The sequence below is a fragment of the Pseudomonas sp. BF-R-24 genome, assembly GCF_019947335.1.
Taxonomy (GTDB): Bacteria; Pseudomonadota; Gammaproteobacteria; order Pseudomonadales; family Pseudomonadaceae; genus Aquipseudomonas; species Aquipseudomonas jessenii.
Genome location: NZ_JAGYGG010000023.1, coordinates 47,006 through 64,454 on the forward strand (window position 1 = coordinate 47,006; position 17,449 = coordinate 64,454).

A 17,449-nucleotide genomic window follows, 5' to 3' on the forward strand; every position below is an offset into this window, starting at 1 on the left:
CTCCCATCGAACGCATTGGAGTTATTTGACATGGCTGTGGCCCATTCCCTTGGTTTTCCGCGCATTGGTCGCGACCGCGAACTGAAAAAGGCTCAAGAGGCGTTCTGGAAGGGCGAACTCGACGAAGCCGGTCTGCGCACCGTGGGCCGCGACCTGCGCAAGACCCACTGGGACTTGCAGAAAAAGGCCGGCATCGAGTTGCTGCCGGTCGGCGACTTCGCCTGGTACGACCAGGTCCTGACCCACTCGTTGATGTTCGGAGTGATCCCTGAGCGATTCCGCCCGAACGATGGCAAGGCCAGCCTGCAAACCCTGTTCGGCATGGCGCGCGGTGTGAGCGACAGCTGCTGCGGCGGCGCGCATGCCCAGGAAATGACCAAGTGGTTCGACACCAACTATCACTACCTTGTCCCTGAGTTCAGCGCCGATCAGCAGTTCCAGCTCGGCTGGGACCAGTTGTTCGAAGAAGTCGAGGAAGCCCGCGCACTGGGGCACAACGTCAAGCCGGTGATCATCGGCCCACTGACTTACCTGTGGCTGGGCAAGGCCAAGGGTGTCGAATTCGACAAGCTGGAGCTGCTGGATCGTCTGTTGCCGTTGTACGGCCAGATCTTCCAGCGCCTGGCGGCACAGGGCGTCGAGTGGGTGCAAATCGACGAGCCGATCCTGGTGCTCGACCTGCCGCAGGACTGGAAAAACGCATTTGAGCGGGCCTACAACCTGATTCAGCGTGACCCGTTGAAGAAACTGGTCGCCACGTACTTCGGTGGGCTGGAAGAAAACCTGGGCCTGGCCGCCAACCTGCCGGTGGACGGCCTGCACATAGATCTGGTGCGTGCGCCTGAGCAGTACCCGACCATCCTCGATCGCCTGCCGGCCTACAAAGTGCTGTCGCTGGGCCTGGTCAACGGCCGTAACGTCTGGCGCTGCGACCTGGAAAACGCGTTGGCCACCCTGCAGCATGCTCATGAGCGTCTGGGTGATCGGCTGTGGATCGCGCCATCCTGCTCTCTGCTGCACAGCCCGGTTGATCTGGAGCGTGAAGACAAGCTCGATGCCGAACTGAAAAGCTGGCTGGCGTTTGCCGTGCAGAAGTGTGAAGAAGTCGCGGTGCTGGCTCAGGCCGTCAACGAGCCGGAAGCGCCGAAGGTGCTTGAAGCGCTGACCCAAAGCCGCGCCGTGCAGGCCAGCCGTGCTGCCTCGCCACGCATCCACAAACCGGCCGTGCAGGCGCGAGTGGCCGCCATCACCGCCAAGGACAGCCAGCGTCATTCGCTGTTTGCCCAGCGTATCGAGAAACAGCGCGCCGACCTGAACCTGCCGCTGTTCCCGACCACCACCATCGGTTCGTTCCCGCAAACCGCGTCGATCCGTCTGGCTCGCCAGTCGTTCAAGCAAGGCAAGCTGACCGAAGCCGAATACACCGAAGCGATGCACAGTGAGATCCGTCACGCCGTGCAAGTGCAGGAAAACCTGGGCCTGGACGTGCTGGTGCATGGTGAAGCCGAGCGTAACGACATGGTCGAATACTTCGCCGAGCAACTTGACGGCTATGTGTTCACCCGTTTCGGCTGGGTCCAGAGCTACGGCTCGCGTTGCGTGAAACCGGCGGTGATCTTCGGTGACCTGAGCCGTCCGAAAGCCATGACCGTGGAGTGGATTCGCTACGCCCAGGGCCTCACCGACAAGGTGATGAAGGGCATGCTGACCGGTCCCGTAACCATGCTGATGTGGTCGTTCCCTCGTGAAGACGTGACCCGCGAAGTGCAGGCTCGTCAACTGGCCCTGGCGATCCGTGATGAAGTGGTGGACCTGGAAGCCGCCGGGATCAAGATCGTGCAGATCGACGAAGCCGCGTTCCGCGAAGGCCTGCCGTTGCGCCAGGCGCAGTGGCAGCCCTACCTGGACTGGGCGACCGAAGTGTTCCGCCTGTGCGCCTCCGGTGTGCGCGACGAAACCCAGATCCACACCCACATGTGCTACAGCGAGTTCAACGATGTGATCGAGTCCATCGCCGCCATGGATGCCGACGTGATCACCATCGAAACCTCGCGCTCGGACATGGAACTGCTGGACGCGTTCGAAGCCTTCGCCTACCCGAACGAAATCGGCCCGGGCGTGTATGACATCCACTCGCCAAGGGTGCCGGACTCTTCGGAAATGGCCAACCTGCTGCGCAAGGCCGCCAAGCGTATTCCCGCCGACCGCCTGTGGGTCAACCCGGACTGCGGCCTGAAGACCCGCGGTTGGCCGGAAACCGAAGCGGCGCTGGTGCACATGGTCAACGCTGCGCGTCAGCTGCGTAAAGAGTGGGCCTGACGCTGTATTGAGTGCACCACTGAAACCTGTGGCCTCATCGCGAGCAAGCTCGCTCCCACAGTGATTGGGGTGGTTCGCAGATGTTGCGTACAGCCGCTGAACCTGTGGGAGCGAGCTTGCTCGCGATGGCGGAGTGTCAGGCGACATTGATATTGAATGTGCCGGCCTCTTCGCGAGCAAGCCCGCTCCCACAGGGATGTTCGGCGGTTGCAAGAGCTGTGTGCGATATTAAAGCCACTCAGCGCCGTGGCTCGGCCACCAACAGCAATGACTGCGGTACGGGGCTTTGCGGGTGCTGTGGCTCCTGCAGGCCGGCCAATGCAAAGCCGGCCATGTCCAGTGCATTCAGCCAACTGGACAGGGTGCGGAAATACCATGGCATGGGCTGCCACTGCCCCTTGAAGCCAGAGAAGTTCTCTTCCCGCCAGCCATCCTGGTAGTCGCCCGCCGCAGCCGCCCACGGGTGCAGCGTCTGGATCAGCAGCGCGCCACCCGGGGCGAGCAGGGTGTTCATGGCGGCGAGCAGGGGGATGATGTCCTGATGCAGCAGGGCGAAGTTGGCGCAGATCAGGTTGTAGTCGCGGCCGATGTCGACTTTCGCTTCAGCCAGTTGTTCATAGCTCGCCAAATGCACCCGCGCAGTGCCGGCCGTCCGCGCCGCCTCCACCAGCGTCGCATCGCCATCCACACCGGCCGCATCGATGGCCCGGTCTGCCAGCGCACGCAACAACCAGCCTTCACCGCAACCCAGGTCGAGCACACGTTCGGGCTGGCGACCCAGCACCGCCAGCAGGATGGCCTGGTCGGTGACCTTGAGGCGGCTTTCGATGGTGCCGCTGCGTATGGCGTCGATCCAGGCCCGGGCGTTGTGGTGCCAGCTGTCGAGGAGGGCGGATTCGGGGGCTGACATGGTCGATGTCCGGCGTGATGGGTTGGATGAAAGGATAGGGCAACAGAAGACTTACGGTGGAGCCGGTTTTACCCGGCACCACCGATAGCACAGCAAAGGATGGACCGGTGGCTAGGCGCTTTTGGTGGCTGCCAGATGATAGGCAACCAGCGCATTGGCGTGACCATGACCCATTCCGTGTTCGGTTTTGAGCCAGGCCACCATCTCCATGTGTTTCTTGTCGCTGACAGACTTGAGCAGGTCCAGCCAATGGCTGATCGGCTGCCCGTACTTCTTTTCAATGGACGGGAAGTACGAAGCCGGTCCTTTGGTTTTTGTCTCTTCGGTCACGATGCAAACTCCCTTTTCGATTTTCCAGGTTCGAAAACAGCACCGGTTACGTTACTTATTTGCCGTCAACGCGTCCATCGTCCGGGCGGTTGATGTTGAAGCGGGGCGGGGCAAATTGTTCTCAGTCATTCATCCCGTCATCGATCGCGATGCCTTGGGCACGCATGGCCTTGATCAACTCGCCACGGGTGCCGGGCAGGTTGAGCATGGTCCTGGCGCGCAACGCCATGACTTCTTCAGCGGTGTAAGGCTGATAATCGGCCGGCATGCTGCTACCCGCCATGCCGTCTTCGCGCAACAGCCAGTTGAGCAGGTCCGCCAGTTGTGCGTTGTTCAGCGCTGACTGTGACATGCCCGGCACCCGCACGAGGAATTCGCGGCCACCGGGCACTTTCAGGAAGTTACCGACGAAACCTTTCATCCGTGGCGTGTCGTTGGCGGCCGAACCCGTGCCGTCGCCCAGGTGGCAACCGGCGCATTGCAGCTGGTAGTTCACGCCGACACTGTAACCGGCCTGGGCAATCGGGGTTTGAACGTCTTCGTTGCCCGGCGCATGGCTCTGCGCCGGGTCGGGAATGGCCCGGGCGAAAGCGAGCGGGGCGCTCAGGGCGCAGACGAGACCGAGCAATATCAAACTACGCATGTAATCCAACTCCGCTGATGACCGGTTTGGCACCTGTTGTAGGAGCGAGCTTGCTCGCGAAGGACGTCAACGATAACGCGGGCTATCTGGTTTAACGCGTCGCCCTTGAGTTCTTCGCGAGCAAGCTCGCTCCTACAGGTACACACACAAAGCAGTAAAAAAAGAAAAGCAGCCACAGAAAAAAAGCGCCGATTGCGCGAGCAACCGGCGCAAAGCGCGTTCTTTAAACGGCGACGCCGCGGATGACCGAAACGGTGCAGTGGTAGATGTGCGATTTGGCGGCCAGGCACCAGTTCACATCGTTGTTGTTGAACGGGCGGTAGGCCGGTTCTTCACTGTCGTTACGGGTACAGGCGCACTGGGCGCAGCTTTGCTTACCGCAGCAGTCGTTGTACGAAATGATGTAGTCCTTGCCGTCGGCCGGGTTGCGGCAGGTGCCGATCCAGGTCACTTGCGAGGCTTCGGTGCCCGGTGGGCAGGACGTCACCGACCCACCGCAGCAGCTGCACAGAAAGCCGTCGATGGAGCAGTAGCGCCAGTAGTCGCAGCTGTTCGGATCACCCGGGTCGCCGGCCTGCGCAGGCTCCGCGGCCAGGGCCTTGCTGGTGCGATCCAGCGGCAACAGCAGGGGCAGGGCGGCACCGGCCACCATCAGCGAACCCATGCGTGCCAGCAGTTTGCGGCGTGAAGTGGTGTCGGCGACACGGCGGGACGAACGCTCAAACAACAGATCCAGCAGTTTCATAAAGGTCTCCCTGCCTTATCAGTGGCTATGGCCGTGGCTGTGGTCGTGATCGTGGGTGTGCGGTTGGGCATTGAGGTATTGCTGCAACGTGGCGTGCTTCAAATGCTCGACTTCGAACAGGCTGTCCAGGTGCTCGCGGGAGTTGACCAGGCCTTTGGCGCGCAGGGTGCCGGCCTTGTCGATCAGCGCGGCGTACGGCAGCTTGCCGATCTGGTAGGTCATGCCCACTTCCGGACCGACCACATAGGTGGCGTCTTCAAGTTTGTGTTCGCGGATCAGCGCTTGCTGGGCGTCCATGTCGCCATCGCTGACGAACACCACATCGAGGCGGTCCGATTGCTCCTTGGCGATGGATTTGATCGCTGGCAGCAGCGACTTGCAGATCGGGCAGGTCGGCGAGAGGAAGAACAGCAGTTGCGATTTCTCGCCGGCGTAACCGAAGTTCACCGGACGACCGTGACGGTCGCTGGCGGTGACTTGCGGCGCGGGTTCATTGACCGCCACCCCTTTGTCGACCATCAGCGCGCCAGCCGGGGCGAGACGACCGTGCAGCACGCCGATCTGCCGCACCAGGCCCATGACGACAAACGCCACGGCCACCAGCAGCACCCAGAGCAGAACGTTGGAAACAATCAAGCCTTCCATTTCGATTACCTACCAATCAATTTGAGCAGAAGAGGGGAGTTCGCCAGCAGCCCATCGGCGGCGGCGTAGATGAGCAGCGCAACCGCGGCGGCAGCCAGGGTCACGAACCCATCGAACAGGTTGAGGTCGCGGGCAACCGGCGCCACGCTGGCCACCAGCGCCAGCGCCATCAGTGCGCTGTTACGTGCCAGCAGCACCGGACGCAGCGGCTGTGCCTGGTCGGGACCGGCGCAACCGCAGTCGATGTCCGCGCGACCGCGCCACAGGTTGATGCCGATGGCGGCGGCGTACAGGGCCAACAGGCTGGCGGCGCTCAACGCGGCGTAACCACGGCTGACCGGCACCAGCAGGGCAAAGGCAATGGCCAGTTCCAACAGTGGCACCAACCGTGCCGTCGGGCGCACCAGCGTCTCGGGCAGCAGCTGATAGTCCGCCAGTTGCCGGGCGAAGCGGGCCGGCGCGCGCAACTTGTGGGTCGCGGCGCTGGCCAGCAACACCGCGATGGCGATGGCGCTGGCAATGATGAAGATCGGATCTGTGTGCATGGCCGAACCTCTTAGTAGCTCAGGACCTGAGTCGCGGTTTTGGCGACTTTCGGCATGCTGCCGGTGAGCTTGTTGGTCTTCAGATCGAAAATCTGCAAACCGCCTTCCACGTCGGTGCCGAGCAACAACGGCTTGTCGTCGCCGGTTGCCTGCATGCTCCACACCGGAACCGGGGCTTCCAGAGTCGCCACCTTCTTGTGGGTCTTGAGGTCAAACGCCCAGATCAGCGGGCTCGGGTCTTCCCACTTCATCGGTTCGTGGGCGTCGTGCATCAGCACGTACAGGCGGTCCAGCTTCGGCGCCACGGCCATCATCTGCCAGCCACCCGGCGCCCAGCCGGCCTTCTTGTCTTCGTCGGAAACCAGCGACCAGGACGGCAGGACCTTCGGCGCATCACCGGCGAAATCCACCGGGCGTACGGTGTCGGTCGTGGTGGTGAAGTAGTAGGTGTCGCCGACGTTGACGGCGCGCTCTACCAGTTTTTCCGCGTTCGGATCAAAGAACGGCGTGCGGCTGCGCGCGGTTTCCTGGCCCTGATCGTTGAGGGTCACCACTTGCAGGCTGCCGTCGCCGCACAGCGAGGCGAAGCGGCGGTTACCGACCGGGTAGTTGAGCACGCAACCGGGGATGGCGATTTCCGTGGCAACCGTCTTGGTCTGGGTATCGACCACGGTCACCGACGTCGACGGGGTGAAGTTGTAGACGTAGACGAACTTGTCGTCGCCGCTTGGCTTGAGCGCATAACGCTGGGTCAGCGATTCGGCGCGCTTGTTCGGAATCAGCACTTCCCAGGCCGGCGACAGGGTCGAGCTGTCCCACGCGGTGAGCACGTCGGTGCGGGTGCCGCGAGTGCCCCGGGAATACCAGATATCCGCACTGTAGATGGTTTTTTTGTCGTGACTGAGGGTCGACGGCGCTGCGAAACCGGTCGGCACCATGCCGAGGATGCGCTTCTGGTCCGGGTCGACCACAGTCACGCGGCCAGCGACAAAGCTGTCGAACTCGACGTCGATGACAAACGCGCGGTGAGCTTCGGGTGGGAACGCCAGAACGGTCTGGCCAATCGTACCGGCGGGCAGATCCGCGTGGGCACTGTTCAAACCGAGTACAAGCAGGCTCAGGCCTAGCGCTGACTGTACGGAGATCCTGTTTGTTCGCATAAGGGGAACTTCCTGAATTGTTGGTAACGCGGATCGCGGGTGCTTTGGCAGATTTTTACCCTTTGATTCTGCCGTGCCCCGAGATCGGGAGAATTGCCCTGCCTGCCAAGTGTTTGTGTGTCTGTGCCAGTGTCATGAAACTGGCTGCACAATCTGATAAGGCGGGGGGTTGACTGGTGTCAGAGGTGGGAAGGGCGAAGCTGCATTTGTGGCGAGGGGGCTTGCCCCCTTTGGGTCGCGAAGCGGCCCCAGCATTTGCCAGTCACACCGTGCCAGCAGGTTTTGCGGCTGCTGTGCAACCGAACGGGGGCAAGCCCCCTCGCCACAGGATTTGTGTATGTCAGACCACAGTAGTGGTGCAGGTCAGGCGGGATTGGCGAGGGGAAGGGAGAAGGTAAACACCGCGCCGCACGGCTCCAGGTTTTGCGCCCAGATATCGCCACGGTGGCGGCCGATGATGTTCTTGCACAGCGCCAGGCCGATGCCGTTGCCGCTGACCTTGGACGAGAAAAAGCCGTCGAACAGCTTCTCCTGCGCCTGGGCCTGGATGCCGCGACCGCAGTCTTCGATGCGCACCAGGGCCACATCGTTCTCGCGACTGGCGTGGATACGCAACAGGCGTCGTTCAGTGGGCAGGTCGGCCATTTCTTCAATGGCGTTGAAGGCCAGGTTGAGGATCACCTGGCCGATCAGCACCTTCTCGCAACTCACCCGCAGCGGTTCGGACGCGGCGACGATTTCCACGCGTACCCGGCTCGGATCGGCGCGCAGGCTGATGAAGTAGCGGGTTTCGCGCAGCAGCTCATTAAGGTCGACCAGCTCTTCAGTCTGCTCCAGCTTGACCACGTAATCGCGCACGCTCTTGATGATCACCGAGGCATGCTCGATTTGCCGCACGGCGCTCTGCAAGCCCCAGGCGACGCCTTGATCGGTTTCCCCCGTGTTGCCCAGGCGAATCACTGCGCCTTCAATAAAGTTGCGGGTCGCCGCCAATGGCTGGCTCAGCTCGTGGGCGATGGCCACGGCCATTTCGCCCATGGCGTTGTAGCGCGCCAGGTACTCGAGCTTCTGCTCGCTGACTCGCCGCGCCTCTTCGGCCTGCACCTGCTCGGTCACGTCGCGGAACAGCAGCAGATGGCCGACCAGATCGTCCTCGATCTCGATGTAGCGACAAGTTGCGTCATGCCAGCGCCATTCGCCGTTCCGGCGCTGCACCTTGTAGTGCACGTTGAACGGCGTGTGCTCCGGCGTTTCATGGGCGAACTGTTGCAACAAGCGCTGACGCGAAGCGTCGTCGCACCAGGCCAGGAAGTTCTCGCCCATCAGCTGGTGCACTTCGCTGTCGAGCAGGTGCGCGCCGGAGTCGCTGATAAAACCTATATCGCCCTCGGGGCCGAGCACCGCCACACCTTCGGCCAGGTCCTGCATGAAGGCCTTGAGCCGGCTCTCGAAACGCTTGAGGTCGCGCTTGACCTTGTCCTCTTTGGAAATGTCACGGAACTGCACCATCAACACATCGCGATCGTCCAGGTGCACCAGGGTCGCCACCGCCTCGGAAAGAATCTCCACCCCTTGCTTGGAGCGATAGCACCACTCGATGGTCCGTTGCCCGGTGCGCGCGGCCCTTTCGAGCCAGCGCAAACCTATGGAACGCCGGTATTTCGGCGCATCGCGGGTCATGTCGGAGGCCTTCAGCGGCGTCAGTTCTTCCAGGGTAAAGCCCAACGCCGCCAGGGCAGCGGCGTTGGCCCAGAGAATTTCCTTGGTGTGCGCGTCATGAAGAATGATGCACAGCGGCATGGCTTCGATCAGCGCATAAAAGTCGTTCTGTTTTGGCTGGTACATCGCACGGCCCCTGGCGGCAGAGATTTGCAGTATGGCGTTTTATACCTGCTCGCACAGCGGGATGCGCTCAGAGGTTACCGGTGTGGGTCTAGGGGTTTTCTTTAGCGAGGGGGCTGCACGCACCAATAGTGGCGGCTGGATGCGGTTTTTACACTGGACCGCAATGCAAGGGTGACCACACCGATTCCCTGTAGGAGCGAGCCTGCTCGCGATGAACCTGAGAGCGCCACGGGGTGCCAGGTTTCCAGCGTCATCGTTGACGACCATCGCGAGCAGGCTCGCTCCTACAACGGGGCATGCGTGTCACCCCACTAACAATAAACAAAACGGAGAATGCCCATGCTGCGTTCAGCGGTTGCGCAACAAGACGCATCGATCGGCGTTGACGAGAATGTCGTCGACAGCCAGGCCTTTGCGCAGGTACTGGATGAAGTGCGCCGGCGCCGCGAAGAATTCGACGCTGGCTCCCACGTGCCACGGGACATGATCGAGCGCTTCAAACAAGTGGGCATCTACCGTGCCGCCACGCCGAAATGCTTCGGTGGCGACGCCCTGGCACCGCACCTGTTCCTGCAAATGATCGAACGCATCTCCGAAGCCGACGGCTCGGCGGGCTGGGTGGCCAGCTTCGGCAGCGCCGGTGTCTACCTGGCTGCTTTACCACGGGAAACCCTCGCTGAACTCTACGCCGAAAGCCCTGACCTGGTGTTCGCTGGCGGCCTGTTCCCCTTGCAATCGGCCGAGGCCGTAGAAGGCGGCTATCAGGTCAGCGGCACCTGGAAATTCGCCAGTGGCTGCAAAGGCGCAGACCTGTTGGGCGTTGGCATCGGCGCCGCTGGCGGCAAGCCGCGCACCGCTGTGTTCCGCCCGGAGCAGGTAGACATCGTCGAGAACTGGGAAGTGGTCGGCCTCAAAGGCACCGGCAGCCATGACCTGCGAGTGACCGATAAACGCGTTGACGAGCGCTGGACGTTCATCCGCGGCGGTGCCTCGACCATCGACGAGCCGCTGTTCCGCTATCCATCGATCGCCTACGCCGCGCAAGTGCTGGCGGTGGTCAACCTCGGACTGGCCCGTGCCGCGCTGGACGAAATCAGCCGCATGGCGGGTGGCAGCGGAATCACCGGCGCGCCGAAATTGTCCGACCGCGCTTACGTGCGCATCGAGATCGCCAAGGCTGAAGCCAAGCTCAGCGCCGCGCGCGGTTTCTTCTACAACGCCACCGAGCAGGTGTGGAACTCGATCCTGGCCGGTAACCCGGTCACGCCGGAGCAGACCAGCCTGTTGCGCCTGTCGGCCATTCATGTGTCCCAGGCCGGTGCCGAGGTGGTGCAGAGCGCCTACAGCCTGGCCGGCACCACCGCCATTTACCTGCGCCATCCGCTGCAACGCTACTTGCGTGACTCGATGGTGGTGACCCAGCACGCCTTCCTCAGCGAAGGCCTGTACGACGGCGCCGGCTCGGTGTTCCTCGGCGTACCGCCGTTCCCGGGCTACATCTGAATCCCCATTACTTTTTCAAGGAACCGCACCCATGTCGCAAACCACCCAAGAGCCATTGCGCGTCGTCTTCTGCATCGGCATCACCCAGAACTTTTTCGACCTGCCCACCGGCGAAGGCCTGAGCGTGTGGAAAGGCTTCAGCCAGATGATGGGTGACCTTGGCGCGATGCCCGGCATCACCGTGCTCGGCGCGATGGATGACGACCGCCTGATGGTCGGCCCGTCCACCACCTCGCCCTGGACCGTGTACATCATGGCCGACGTCGACTGCCACCAGTCGGTGATCGACGCCTGCAACCTGTTCCGCACCACACCGGTCGGCCAATACAGCCTGTGGCGCTACGCCAAGATCGAAGCGCGCATCGGTCGTCCGCTGACCATTCCTGACGCGGCCAAGGTGTAAGCCATGAACGAGGCCTTGCTGCAGCGTCTGGCGACGCTCGAAGGGGAAAGCGCAGTGCGCCGTTTGATGGCGCACTACATGGACCTGTGCGATGTGCCGCGGGCGGCGATTCATCTCGACCAGTTGGCGCAGTTGTTCACCGAGGATGCGGTCTGGGAAGGCCTCGGCACCCAGACCGCGCAGACCTTCGGTCAACACCGTGGACGTGAGGCGGTGGCGGCGTTTGTCGGCGGTTACTTGCCGCCGTCCGACCACTTCAAGCTGAACCTGCACTACCTCACCAGCGAGTCGATCGTGGTCGACGGCAAGGTGGCGCAGGGGCAGTGGATCATGCAGCAGATTTCCACCTACGCCGATGGTCGCAACGAATTGTTCGGCACTCGCTTGAACATCGATTTCCGTTGTGTCGACGGCGTCTGGCTGATCGCGCATTTCCGCACGCAACGCTTGTTCAACCAGGAGCTGGGCGCATGAGTACCTTCATCAGCGAATTCCTCCTCGGTGGCAACGGCAAGCGCGTCGCCATCAAGGACTCCATCGACATCGCCGGCCATCCGACCCGCTCAGGCAGCCGTGCGTTCGCCGATGCACCGGCGGCGACGCAAAACGCCGAGGTGGTCGATGCGATCCTCGATGCTGGCTGGCAGATCGTCGGCAAGACCAACCTGCATGAACTGGCGTTCGGCGTGACCGGCATCAACGACTGGACCGGCACTCCGATCAATCCGCAAGCGCCGGATCGTGTGCCTGGCGGCTCGTCCAGCGGTTCGGCTTCGGCGGTCGCGGCAGGCCTGGCGGACGTCGCCATCGGTACCGACACCGGTGGTTCGGTGCGGGTGCCGGCAGCGTGCTGCGGGATTGCCGGGCTCAAGCCGACTTACGGCCGGGTCAGCCGTGTCGGTGCGCATCCACTGGAATCGAGCCTCGATTGCGTCGGGCCGTTCGCCAAAAGCATGGACGACCTGATCGCCGCGATGCAGGTGATCTGCCCGGGCTTTACCGCTCAAGGGCTGCCAGGCGACGGCGCCAGGGTCGGCTTTCTCGAGGTGGCCTGTGATTCGCACCTGCAAGCCGGCCTGGGTGCCGCCGCGGACCGCGCCGGATGGCGTCGCAGCAACCTGCACCTGAGCGAATTCGAAGCAGCATTTGCCGCCGGCCTGACCGTGATCAATTTCGAAAACTGGGCGGCGTTCGGCCACCTGACCGGCAAGGGCCTGATCGGCGCCGATGTGGAAACACGCTTGCTGGCGGCCAGCCGCACCACGCGCGAAGAGCTGGCCGATGCCTGCGCCGTGCGCACGCGGTTCACCCAACAGGTGGATGCAGCGCTGGAAGACTTCGCCGTGTTGCTGTTGCCGACACTGCCGACCCTGCCGCCAACCCTCAGCGAAGCCCGCGCCGGCAGCAAGGCCGTGGCCGGCATGACCCCGCTGGTGCGGCCTTTCAACCTCAGTGGTCACCCCGCGCTGACGGTGCCGGTGGAACTCGATTGCGGCGGGCTGAAAGTCGGCCTGCAAATCGTTGGCCGCAAAGGTCAGGACGAACTGGTCTGCGCCTTTGGTGCGCAGCTGCAAGCCTCTACCACTCAATCATAAAAAGAAGCCATGAGGAGAACCGCATGAGCACTCATGAATATCAGCTGATCGCAACGTCGAAAAGCCCCGAAGACCTGGTCCGGCACGACCGCGTCGACGTCTCGCTGTACAACGACCCGGCGCTGTTCGAAGCCGAGCTGGACAAGATTTTCTACCGCACCTGGGTGTGGGTTGCCCACGAAAGCGAAGTGCGCAATAGCGGCGACTTCAAGACCGCCACCATCGGCCGCCGCCCGGTGATTGTGGTGCGCGACAAGAAGAACAACATCAACGTGCTGGAAAACCGTTGCCGCCACCGTGGCGCCACCGTGTGCGAGAAGCACAAGGGCAACGCCACCGGTTTCACCTGCCCGTACCACAGCTGGTCCTATGGCCTGGACGGCAAGCTGCGTGCGCTGCCGTATCCGGACGGCTACGAAGGCATTCTGGAAAAGTCGGAATTGCCGCTGACCAGCCTGCGCGTCGAAAGCTACGCCGGCATGGTGTTCGCCAGCTACAACGACGAGATCGAACCGCTGGAAGACTTCCTCGGCGGCGCGAAACACTGGATGGACCTGTTCATGAAGCAGGGCGCCGGCTACCCGATCAAGACCCAGGGCGAACACAAGTTCAGCTTCAAGGGCAACTGGAAGATCCAGCTGGAAAACACCACCGACGGTTACCACTTCCCGATCGTGCACAAGTCGTTCATGTCGTCGGTGGATGAAGAAACCTCGGAAATGCTCTCGTTCATGACCGACGAACAAGCCGTGACCCACTCCCTGGGCAACGGCCACAGCGTGATGGTGATGGTGCCGGAGCACGTCGACCTCGATCACGACGACGGCACCGAGCAGTTGCAGGAGCGCTTCGCCCATGTGACCGAAGAACTGTCGAAGACCCTGCCGGCCGATCAGGTCCGTCGCATCGTGCGCTCGCTGCACGGCGCCGGTTTCAACCTGAACCTGTTCCCCAACGTGGCGATGTCGATGTCGTTCTTCCGCGTGCTGCGCCCGGTGTCGGTCACCGAAACCGAGATCCGCCACGTGGCCCTCGGCATGGACGGCGGCCCGGAAGTCGCCAACCGCGAACGCATGCGCATCCACGAACACTTCCAGGGCCCGTTCGGTTTCGGCAGCCCTGACGATGCCGAAGCCTGGGACCGCGTGCAGCGCGGCTCGTACGCCGGCGTCGATGCCCCAATTCTGGTCAACCGCGGCCTGAACCGCGAAATCACCGCTGAAAACGGCGACAAGGTCAGCCACGCCACCGACGAAGGCGGCATGCGCGGTGCCTACGACATGTGGAAAAGGATGATGAGCCAATGAGCAATCACGACACCCTGAACGGTTTTGCAGGTCCCTTGGCCCAGGCCATCGAGTTCATCTGGCGCGAAGCCGAACTGCTCGACCACAAGAACTACGCCGAATGGGCAACCTTGTGGAGCGAAAGCGGCAAGTACATCGTGCCGATCGACCCGGACACCGAAGATTTCGAAGCGACCCTCAACTACGCCTACGACGATGCGCGCATGCGTGACCTGCGCATCGAACGCCTGACCGCCGGCTACTCGCCGTCGGCGGTGGACGCGGCTAAAACCATCCGCACGATCTCGCGTTTCCGCCTGGTGGAAGCGGCCGGCGACATCGTCGAAGTCAATTCGGCGCAGCTGCTGTACGCCTACAAACGCGGCGTGCACACGCCGTTCGTGGCCGACCTGAACCACCGTATCCGCTTCACCGACGGCGTGCCGACCCTGGAGCGAAAAGTGGTGCGCCTGATCAACTCCACCGACAGCCTGAGCGCGCTCGGCTTCCTTTTGTGAGGGCAACATCATGAGTCGAGTAGCCCTCGTAACGGGTGCCTCGCGCGGACTGGGCGAATGCATCGCCCGCCGTCTGCACGCAGCCGGTTATCGCGTCGGCCTGGCGGATGTGCGCCTCGATGGCGTGCAGCAACTGGCTTTGGAACTCGATGGCAGCGGCGCCAGCGCCGTGGCCATTGAACTGGATGTGCGCAGCAAGGCCGACTTTCAACGTGCCCGCGATGTGCTCGCCGAGCGCTGGGGCGGCACCGACATTCTGGTGAACAACGCCGGTGTGTCGAAAGTCGCCGCGCTGATGGACATCACACCAGAAGAATTCGACGAGTCGATGGCGATCAACCTGCGCGGCACCTTCGTGGCCTGCCAGGTATTCGGCGCGCACTTTGCCGAGCGCGGCTTCGGTCGCATCGTCAACATTGCGTCCCTGGCCGGGCAGAACGGCGGCACCGCCACCGGTGCGCATTACGCGGCGGCCAAGGGGGGCGTGGCGACCCTGACCAAGGTCTTCGCCCGTGAACTGGCGCCCCAGGGCGTGACGGTCAACAGCATCTCGCCAGGTCCGCTGGACTTGCCGGTGGTACGCGAAACCGTGGCTCCGGAGCGTCTGGAACAGATCCTGAAAATGATCCCGGCCGGCACCCTCGGTGACCCAACGTTCATCGCCGACAGCGTGTTGCTGTTGATCGCCGATCACGCCACCTCCGTAACCGGAGCGTGCCTGGACATCAACGGCGGCCTGTTCATGCGCTGAGCTGCAGAAAAATGCCCCCACCCTGTAGGGGCGAGCTCACTCGCGATGATCGTCAACGATGACGCTGGAAACCTGACACCCCGTGTTGTTCTCAGGTTCATCGCGAGCAGGCTCGCTCCTACAAGGTGCAGTAAACCAAAACAACAGTATTCAGGTGATGCAATGATGAAGGTGAAGATCGAAAGGATCGTCGACGAAGCGCTGGATATCCGTTCCTTTCGCCTCGTGCGCAGTGACGGCCAGCCGCTCGACACCTATGAACCGGGTGCCCACGTCGACCTCACCGGGCCGACCGGGGTGACCCGTCAGTATTCGCTGTGCAGCCCGCCGCAGGACCGCCGTGCGTATCTGGTGGCGGTGAAGAAAGAAGCGCAGTCGCGCGGTGGTTCGCTGGCGCTGCACGAGCAAGTGGAAGAGGGCATGGAGCTGGAAATGGGCGCGCCGCGCAACCTGTTCCGTCTCGATGACAGTGGCCGCGAACACGTGCTGTTCGCCGCCGGTATCGGCGTGACGCCGCTGTTGAGCATGGCTTATCGACTGGCGGAAAGCGGCCAGCCGTATCGTTTGCATTACTTCGCCCGTTCGGCGCAGTACGCAGCGTTTACAGAGCTGTTGGCGACGAAATTCGCCGACCACGTGGAATTTCATTACGGCGTGGAGCCGGCGGATCTGGACGGCGCGTTGAGCGAATGCCTGGCGCATGCCGGCAGCGCCGCCCACGTCTACACCTGCGGCCCGGCACCTTTCATGAACAAAGTGGTGGAAGTAGCGTCCCGCAGTCGCTCTGACGATTCGATTCACCTTGAACACTTTGCCGCAGACCCGGCCGCCAACAGCGCCCCGGCCGGCACGTTCGAGGTGGAGCTGGCCAGTTCCGGCGTGGTGCTGCAAGTGCCGGCAAACGCCAGCCTGGTCGACGTACTTCAGGCCCACGGTTGCGATATCGACACCGAGTGCCGCGAAGGCATCTGCGGCACCTGCATCGTCGAGGTACTGGACGGCGTGCCGGAGCACCGCGACAACTGCCTGTCGAACAAGGAAAAGGCGTCCAACAAGCAGATTTGCGCGTGTGTATCACGGGCGCTTTCCGCTCGTCTGGTATTGGACATTTAACCCGTAGGTCGACTGGAAAGCTTGGGCCGGAGCCTGTTGAATGGGCGCCCGGCGGCCGTCGAAGGAGGAGATGGCTACAGAAATAACCGTTTTGACGAACCGCTCGATGAAGCGGTCGAAAAATAACAACAAAAACGTGAGGCTTTGCGGACATGATTACAGCATCGACGGTGCGCAACGAGGCGTTCGAAAGTTGGTTGAGCCAGGTGAACCAGGCCTGTGGGCGTTTCGATGCCCGGGCGCTGGACACCGATTTCTACGGCGAACTGGCGGAATTTCGCAGCGGTGCGATCAACCTGAGTGTGGTCGACATGGCGCACGTGCATTTGTACCGCACCAGCAAGGACGTCAGCACCAGCAGCGACGGCCACTACTACGCGGTGTTCCAGATGCGCGGCAGCTCGCAACTGGAGCAGGGCGACAACCGCGCGCAACTGGGCTGTGGCGACATTGCCCTGATCGACGCCAGCCGTCCGAGCGACATGATCTACAACGACGATTGCCGACAGCTGTCGCTGATTCTTCCGCGCCAGGTGGTCGAGCGGGGTTCGCACTTGAATACCGTCAACTGCGCCACGCGCATCGCGGCCGGCAGCCCCCTGGCGGCGATGGCCAACAAGCTGGTGCTGGACACCCGCCAGCAGGAAGGGCTGGACATGCAGGAAAGCGAGGCCGTGCTCGATGCCCTGGCCAGCCTGTTGCTGCCGGGCATCAGCGCCCGGGACGGCGGTGCAGACGCCCATGAGCGGCAGTTCCGCAAGATCATCGCCTTCATCGACGCCCACCTCAGCGACGAAGAACTGTGCCCCGAGCTGATCGCCCGTGAAGTCGGGATTTCCGTGCGCGGCCTGTACCGGATGTTCTCCAAGCGCGGCCTGGTGGTGGCGCAATACATCAAGCACCGCCGCCTGGATTTCTGCGCCGAAAACCTGCGCCGCGCCGATGTCGAGCAGAAGCTATCGGCACTGTGTTATGCCTGGGGCTTCTCGGATTCGAGCTACTTCTCGTCGGCGTTCAAATCGCGCTTTGGTGTGTCGCCAGGGGCTTATCGCAAGCGGTATAGCCACAATTGATGTTGTATTTGCTGGCCCCTTCGCGAGCAAGCCCGCTCCCACATTGGCTCTGTGTACGACGCAGA

At 62.5% G+C, this 17,449-nt stretch carries 18 protein-coding genes; 10 read left to right on the plus strand and 8 right to left on the minus strand.

Going from position 1 to position 17,449, the window contains the following annotated elements; all coding sequences use genetic code 11:
- Positions 1-30 precede the first annotated feature (30 nt).
- Positions 31-2,319, plus strand: coding sequence for a 5-methyltetrahydropteroyltriglutamate--homocysteine S-methyltransferase (gene metE, locus KGA98_RS18685; protein ID WP_223503108.1), 2,289 nt, complete (start codon positions 31-33; stop codon positions 2,317-2,319).
- A gap of 238 nt (positions 2,320-2,557) precedes the next feature.
- Here metE and KGA98_RS18690 read toward each other — a convergent pair whose 3' ends face one another.
- The 8 genes from KGA98_RS18690 to KGA98_RS18725 form a co-directional block, all read right to left on the minus strand.
- Positions 2,558-3,229: a class I SAM-dependent methyltransferase gene (locus KGA98_RS18690; protein WP_223503111.1), complete on the minus strand. Its 672-nt coding sequence runs from the start codon at positions 3,227-3,229 to the stop codon at positions 2,558-2,560.
- Positions 3,230-3,340: 111 nt separating this feature from the next.
- On the minus strand, positions 3,341-3,559 hold the full coding sequence (locus KGA98_RS18695; RefSeq protein WP_057715420.1) for a DUF4287 domain-containing protein: 219 nt from the start codon (positions 3,557-3,559) through the stop codon (positions 3,341-3,343).
- Between the two features lie 121 nt (positions 3,560-3,680).
- Complete coding sequence (locus KGA98_RS18700; RefSeq protein ID WP_223503113.1) at positions 3,681-4,202, minus strand: cytochrome C; 522 nt, start codon at positions 4,200-4,202, stop codon at positions 3,681-3,683.
- Between the two features lie 223 nt (positions 4,203-4,425).
- Entirely contained in the window at positions 4,426-4,947 is a 522-nt protein-coding gene (locus KGA98_RS18705) for a methylamine dehydrogenase light chain (protein WP_008050506.1), read from the minus strand.
- Between the two features lie 18 nt (positions 4,948-4,965).
- Positions 4,966-5,592 (minus strand): methylamine dehydrogenase accessory protein MauD, encoded by a 627-nt coding sequence (mauD, locus tag KGA98_RS18710; protein WP_090454794.1) that lies wholly within the window; start codon positions 5,590-5,592, stop codon positions 4,966-4,968.
- A 5-nt stretch (positions 5,593-5,597) separates the two neighbouring features.
- Positions 5,598-6,137 carry a MauE/DoxX family redox-associated membrane protein gene (locus KGA98_RS18715; protein WP_223503115.1) on the minus strand — a complete coding sequence of 180 codons (540 nt, stop codon included), beginning with the start codon at positions 6,135-6,137 and terminating at the stop codon, positions 5,598-5,600.
- An 11-nt stretch (positions 6,138-6,148) separates the two neighbouring features.
- Positions 6,149-7,297, minus strand: a complete 1,149-nt coding sequence (locus KGA98_RS18720) for an amine dehydrogenase large subunit (protein WP_223503117.1) — start codon at positions 7,295-7,297, stop codon at positions 6,149-6,151.
- Positions 7,298-7,660: 363 nt separating this feature from the next.
- A complete protein-coding gene (locus tag KGA98_RS18725) occupies positions 7,661-9,142 on the minus strand; it encodes a sensor histidine kinase (RefSeq protein WP_223503119.1) in 1,482 nt (493 codons plus the stop codon).
- A gap of 339 nt (positions 9,143-9,481) precedes the next feature.
- Here KGA98_RS18725 and KGA98_RS18735 point away from each other — a divergent pair, with 339 nt between their 5' ends.
- The 9 genes from KGA98_RS18735 to feaR all read left to right on the plus strand — a co-directional run bounded on the left by KGA98_RS18735 (position 9,482) and on the right by feaR (position 17,384).
- Positions 9,482-10,645, plus strand: coding sequence for an acyl-CoA dehydrogenase family protein (locus KGA98_RS18735; protein WP_223503121.1), 1,164 nt, complete (start codon positions 9,482-9,484; stop codon positions 10,643-10,645).
- Between the two features lie 31 nt (positions 10,646-10,676).
- A complete protein-coding gene (locus tag KGA98_RS18740; protein ID WP_057715413.1) occupies positions 10,677-11,048 on the plus strand; it encodes a hypothetical protein in 372 nt (123 codons plus the stop codon).
- A 3-nt stretch (positions 11,049-11,051) separates the two neighbouring features.
- On the plus strand, positions 11,052-11,522 hold the full coding sequence (locus KGA98_RS18745; protein ID WP_223503123.1) for a nuclear transport factor 2 family protein: 471 nt from the start codon (positions 11,052-11,054) through the stop codon (positions 11,520-11,522).
- On the plus strand, positions 11,519-12,643 hold the full coding sequence (locus tag KGA98_RS18750) for an amidase (protein ID WP_223503125.1): 1,125 nt from the start codon (positions 11,519-11,521) through the stop codon (positions 12,641-12,643). The genes KGA98_RS18745 and KGA98_RS18750 overlap by 4 nt, the downstream gene beginning before the upstream one ends.
- A 23-nt stretch (positions 12,644-12,666) precedes the next feature.
- Positions 12,667-13,950, plus strand: a complete 1,284-nt coding sequence (locus tag KGA98_RS18755; RefSeq protein WP_223503127.1) for an aromatic ring-hydroxylating oxygenase subunit alpha — start codon at positions 12,667-12,669, stop codon at positions 13,948-13,950.
- A complete protein-coding gene (locus KGA98_RS18760) occupies positions 13,947-14,447 on the plus strand; it encodes an aromatic-ring-hydroxylating dioxygenase subunit beta (protein ID WP_154862359.1) in 501 nt (166 codons plus the stop codon). The genes KGA98_RS18755 and KGA98_RS18760 overlap by 4 nt, the downstream gene beginning before the upstream one ends.
- Before the next feature lie 10 nt (positions 14,448-14,457).
- Positions 14,458-15,198, plus strand: coding sequence for an SDR family NAD(P)-dependent oxidoreductase (locus KGA98_RS18765; RefSeq protein ID WP_223503129.1), 741 nt, complete (start codon positions 14,458-14,460; stop codon positions 15,196-15,198).
- A 162-nt stretch (positions 15,199-15,360) separates the two neighbouring features.
- Complete coding sequence (locus KGA98_RS18770) at positions 15,361-16,311, plus strand: PDR/VanB family oxidoreductase (RefSeq protein ID WP_223503131.1); 951 nt, start codon at positions 15,361-15,363, stop codon at positions 16,309-16,311.
- Between the two features lie 152 nt (positions 16,312-16,463).
- Positions 16,464-17,384: a transcriptional regulator FeaR gene (gene feaR / locus KGA98_RS18775; RefSeq protein ID WP_223503133.1), complete on the plus strand. Its 921-nt coding sequence runs from the start codon at positions 16,464-16,466 to the stop codon at positions 17,382-17,384.
- The last annotated feature ends 65 nt before the right edge of the window (positions 17,385-17,449 follow it).

What these genes read in the sequence shown, in the direction of transcription:
- metE (WP_223503108.1), top strand. Translation starts at nt 31, where the DNA reads ATGGCTGTGGCCCATTCCCTTGGTTTTCCGCGCATTGGTCGCGACCGC.
- KGA98_RS18690 (WP_223503111.1), bottom strand. Translation starts at nt 3,229, where the DNA reads ATGTCAGCCCCCGAATCCGCCCTCCTCGACAGCTGGCACCACAACGCC.
- KGA98_RS18700 (WP_223503113.1), bottom strand. Translation starts at nt 4,202, where the DNA reads ATGCGTAGTTTGATATTGCTCGGTCTCGTCTGCGCCCTGAGCGCCCCG.
- KGA98_RS18705 (WP_008050506.1), bottom strand. Translation starts at nt 4,947, where the DNA reads ATGAAACTGCTGGATCTGTTGTTTGAGCGTTCGTCCCGCCGTGTCGCC.
- mauD (WP_090454794.1), bottom strand. Translation starts at nt 5,592, where the DNA reads ATGGAAGGCTTGATTGTTTCCAACGTTCTGCTCTGGGTGCTGCTGGTG.
- KGA98_RS18715 (WP_223503115.1), bottom strand. Translation starts at nt 6,137, where the DNA reads ATGCACACAGATCCGATCTTCATCATTGCCAGCGCCATCGCCATCGCG.
- KGA98_RS18720 (WP_223503117.1), bottom strand. Translation starts at nt 7,297, where the DNA reads ATGCGAACAAACAGGATCTCCGTACAGTCAGCGCTAGGCCTGAGCCTG.
- KGA98_RS18725 (WP_223503119.1), bottom strand. Translation starts at nt 9,142, where the DNA reads ATGTACCAGCCAAAACAGAACGACTTTTATGCGCTGATCGAAGCCATG.
- KGA98_RS18735 (WP_223503121.1), top strand. Translation starts at nt 9,482, where the DNA reads ATGCTGCGTTCAGCGGTTGCGCAACAAGACGCATCGATCGGCGTTGAC.
- KGA98_RS18740 (WP_057715413.1), top strand. Translation starts at nt 10,677, where the DNA reads ATGTCGCAAACCACCCAAGAGCCATTGCGCGTCGTCTTCTGCATCGGC.
- KGA98_RS18745 (WP_223503123.1), top strand. Translation starts at nt 11,052, where the DNA reads ATGAACGAGGCCTTGCTGCAGCGTCTGGCGACGCTCGAAGGGGAAAGC.
- KGA98_RS18750 (WP_223503125.1), top strand. Translation starts at nt 11,519, where the DNA reads ATGAGTACCTTCATCAGCGAATTCCTCCTCGGTGGCAACGGCAAGCGC.
- KGA98_RS18755 (WP_223503127.1), top strand. Translation starts at nt 12,667, where the DNA reads ATGAGCACTCATGAATATCAGCTGATCGCAACGTCGAAAAGCCCCGAA.
- KGA98_RS18760 (WP_154862359.1), top strand. Translation starts at nt 13,947, where the DNA reads ATGAGCAATCACGACACCCTGAACGGTTTTGCAGGTCCCTTGGCCCAG.
- KGA98_RS18765 (WP_223503129.1), top strand. Translation starts at nt 14,458, where the DNA reads ATGAGTCGAGTAGCCCTCGTAACGGGTGCCTCGCGCGGACTGGGCGAA.
- KGA98_RS18770 (WP_223503131.1), top strand. Translation starts at nt 15,361, where the DNA reads ATGATGAAGGTGAAGATCGAAAGGATCGTCGACGAAGCGCTGGATATC.
- feaR (WP_223503133.1), top strand. Translation starts at nt 16,464, where the DNA reads ATGATTACAGCATCGACGGTGCGCAACGAGGCGTTCGAAAGTTGGTTG.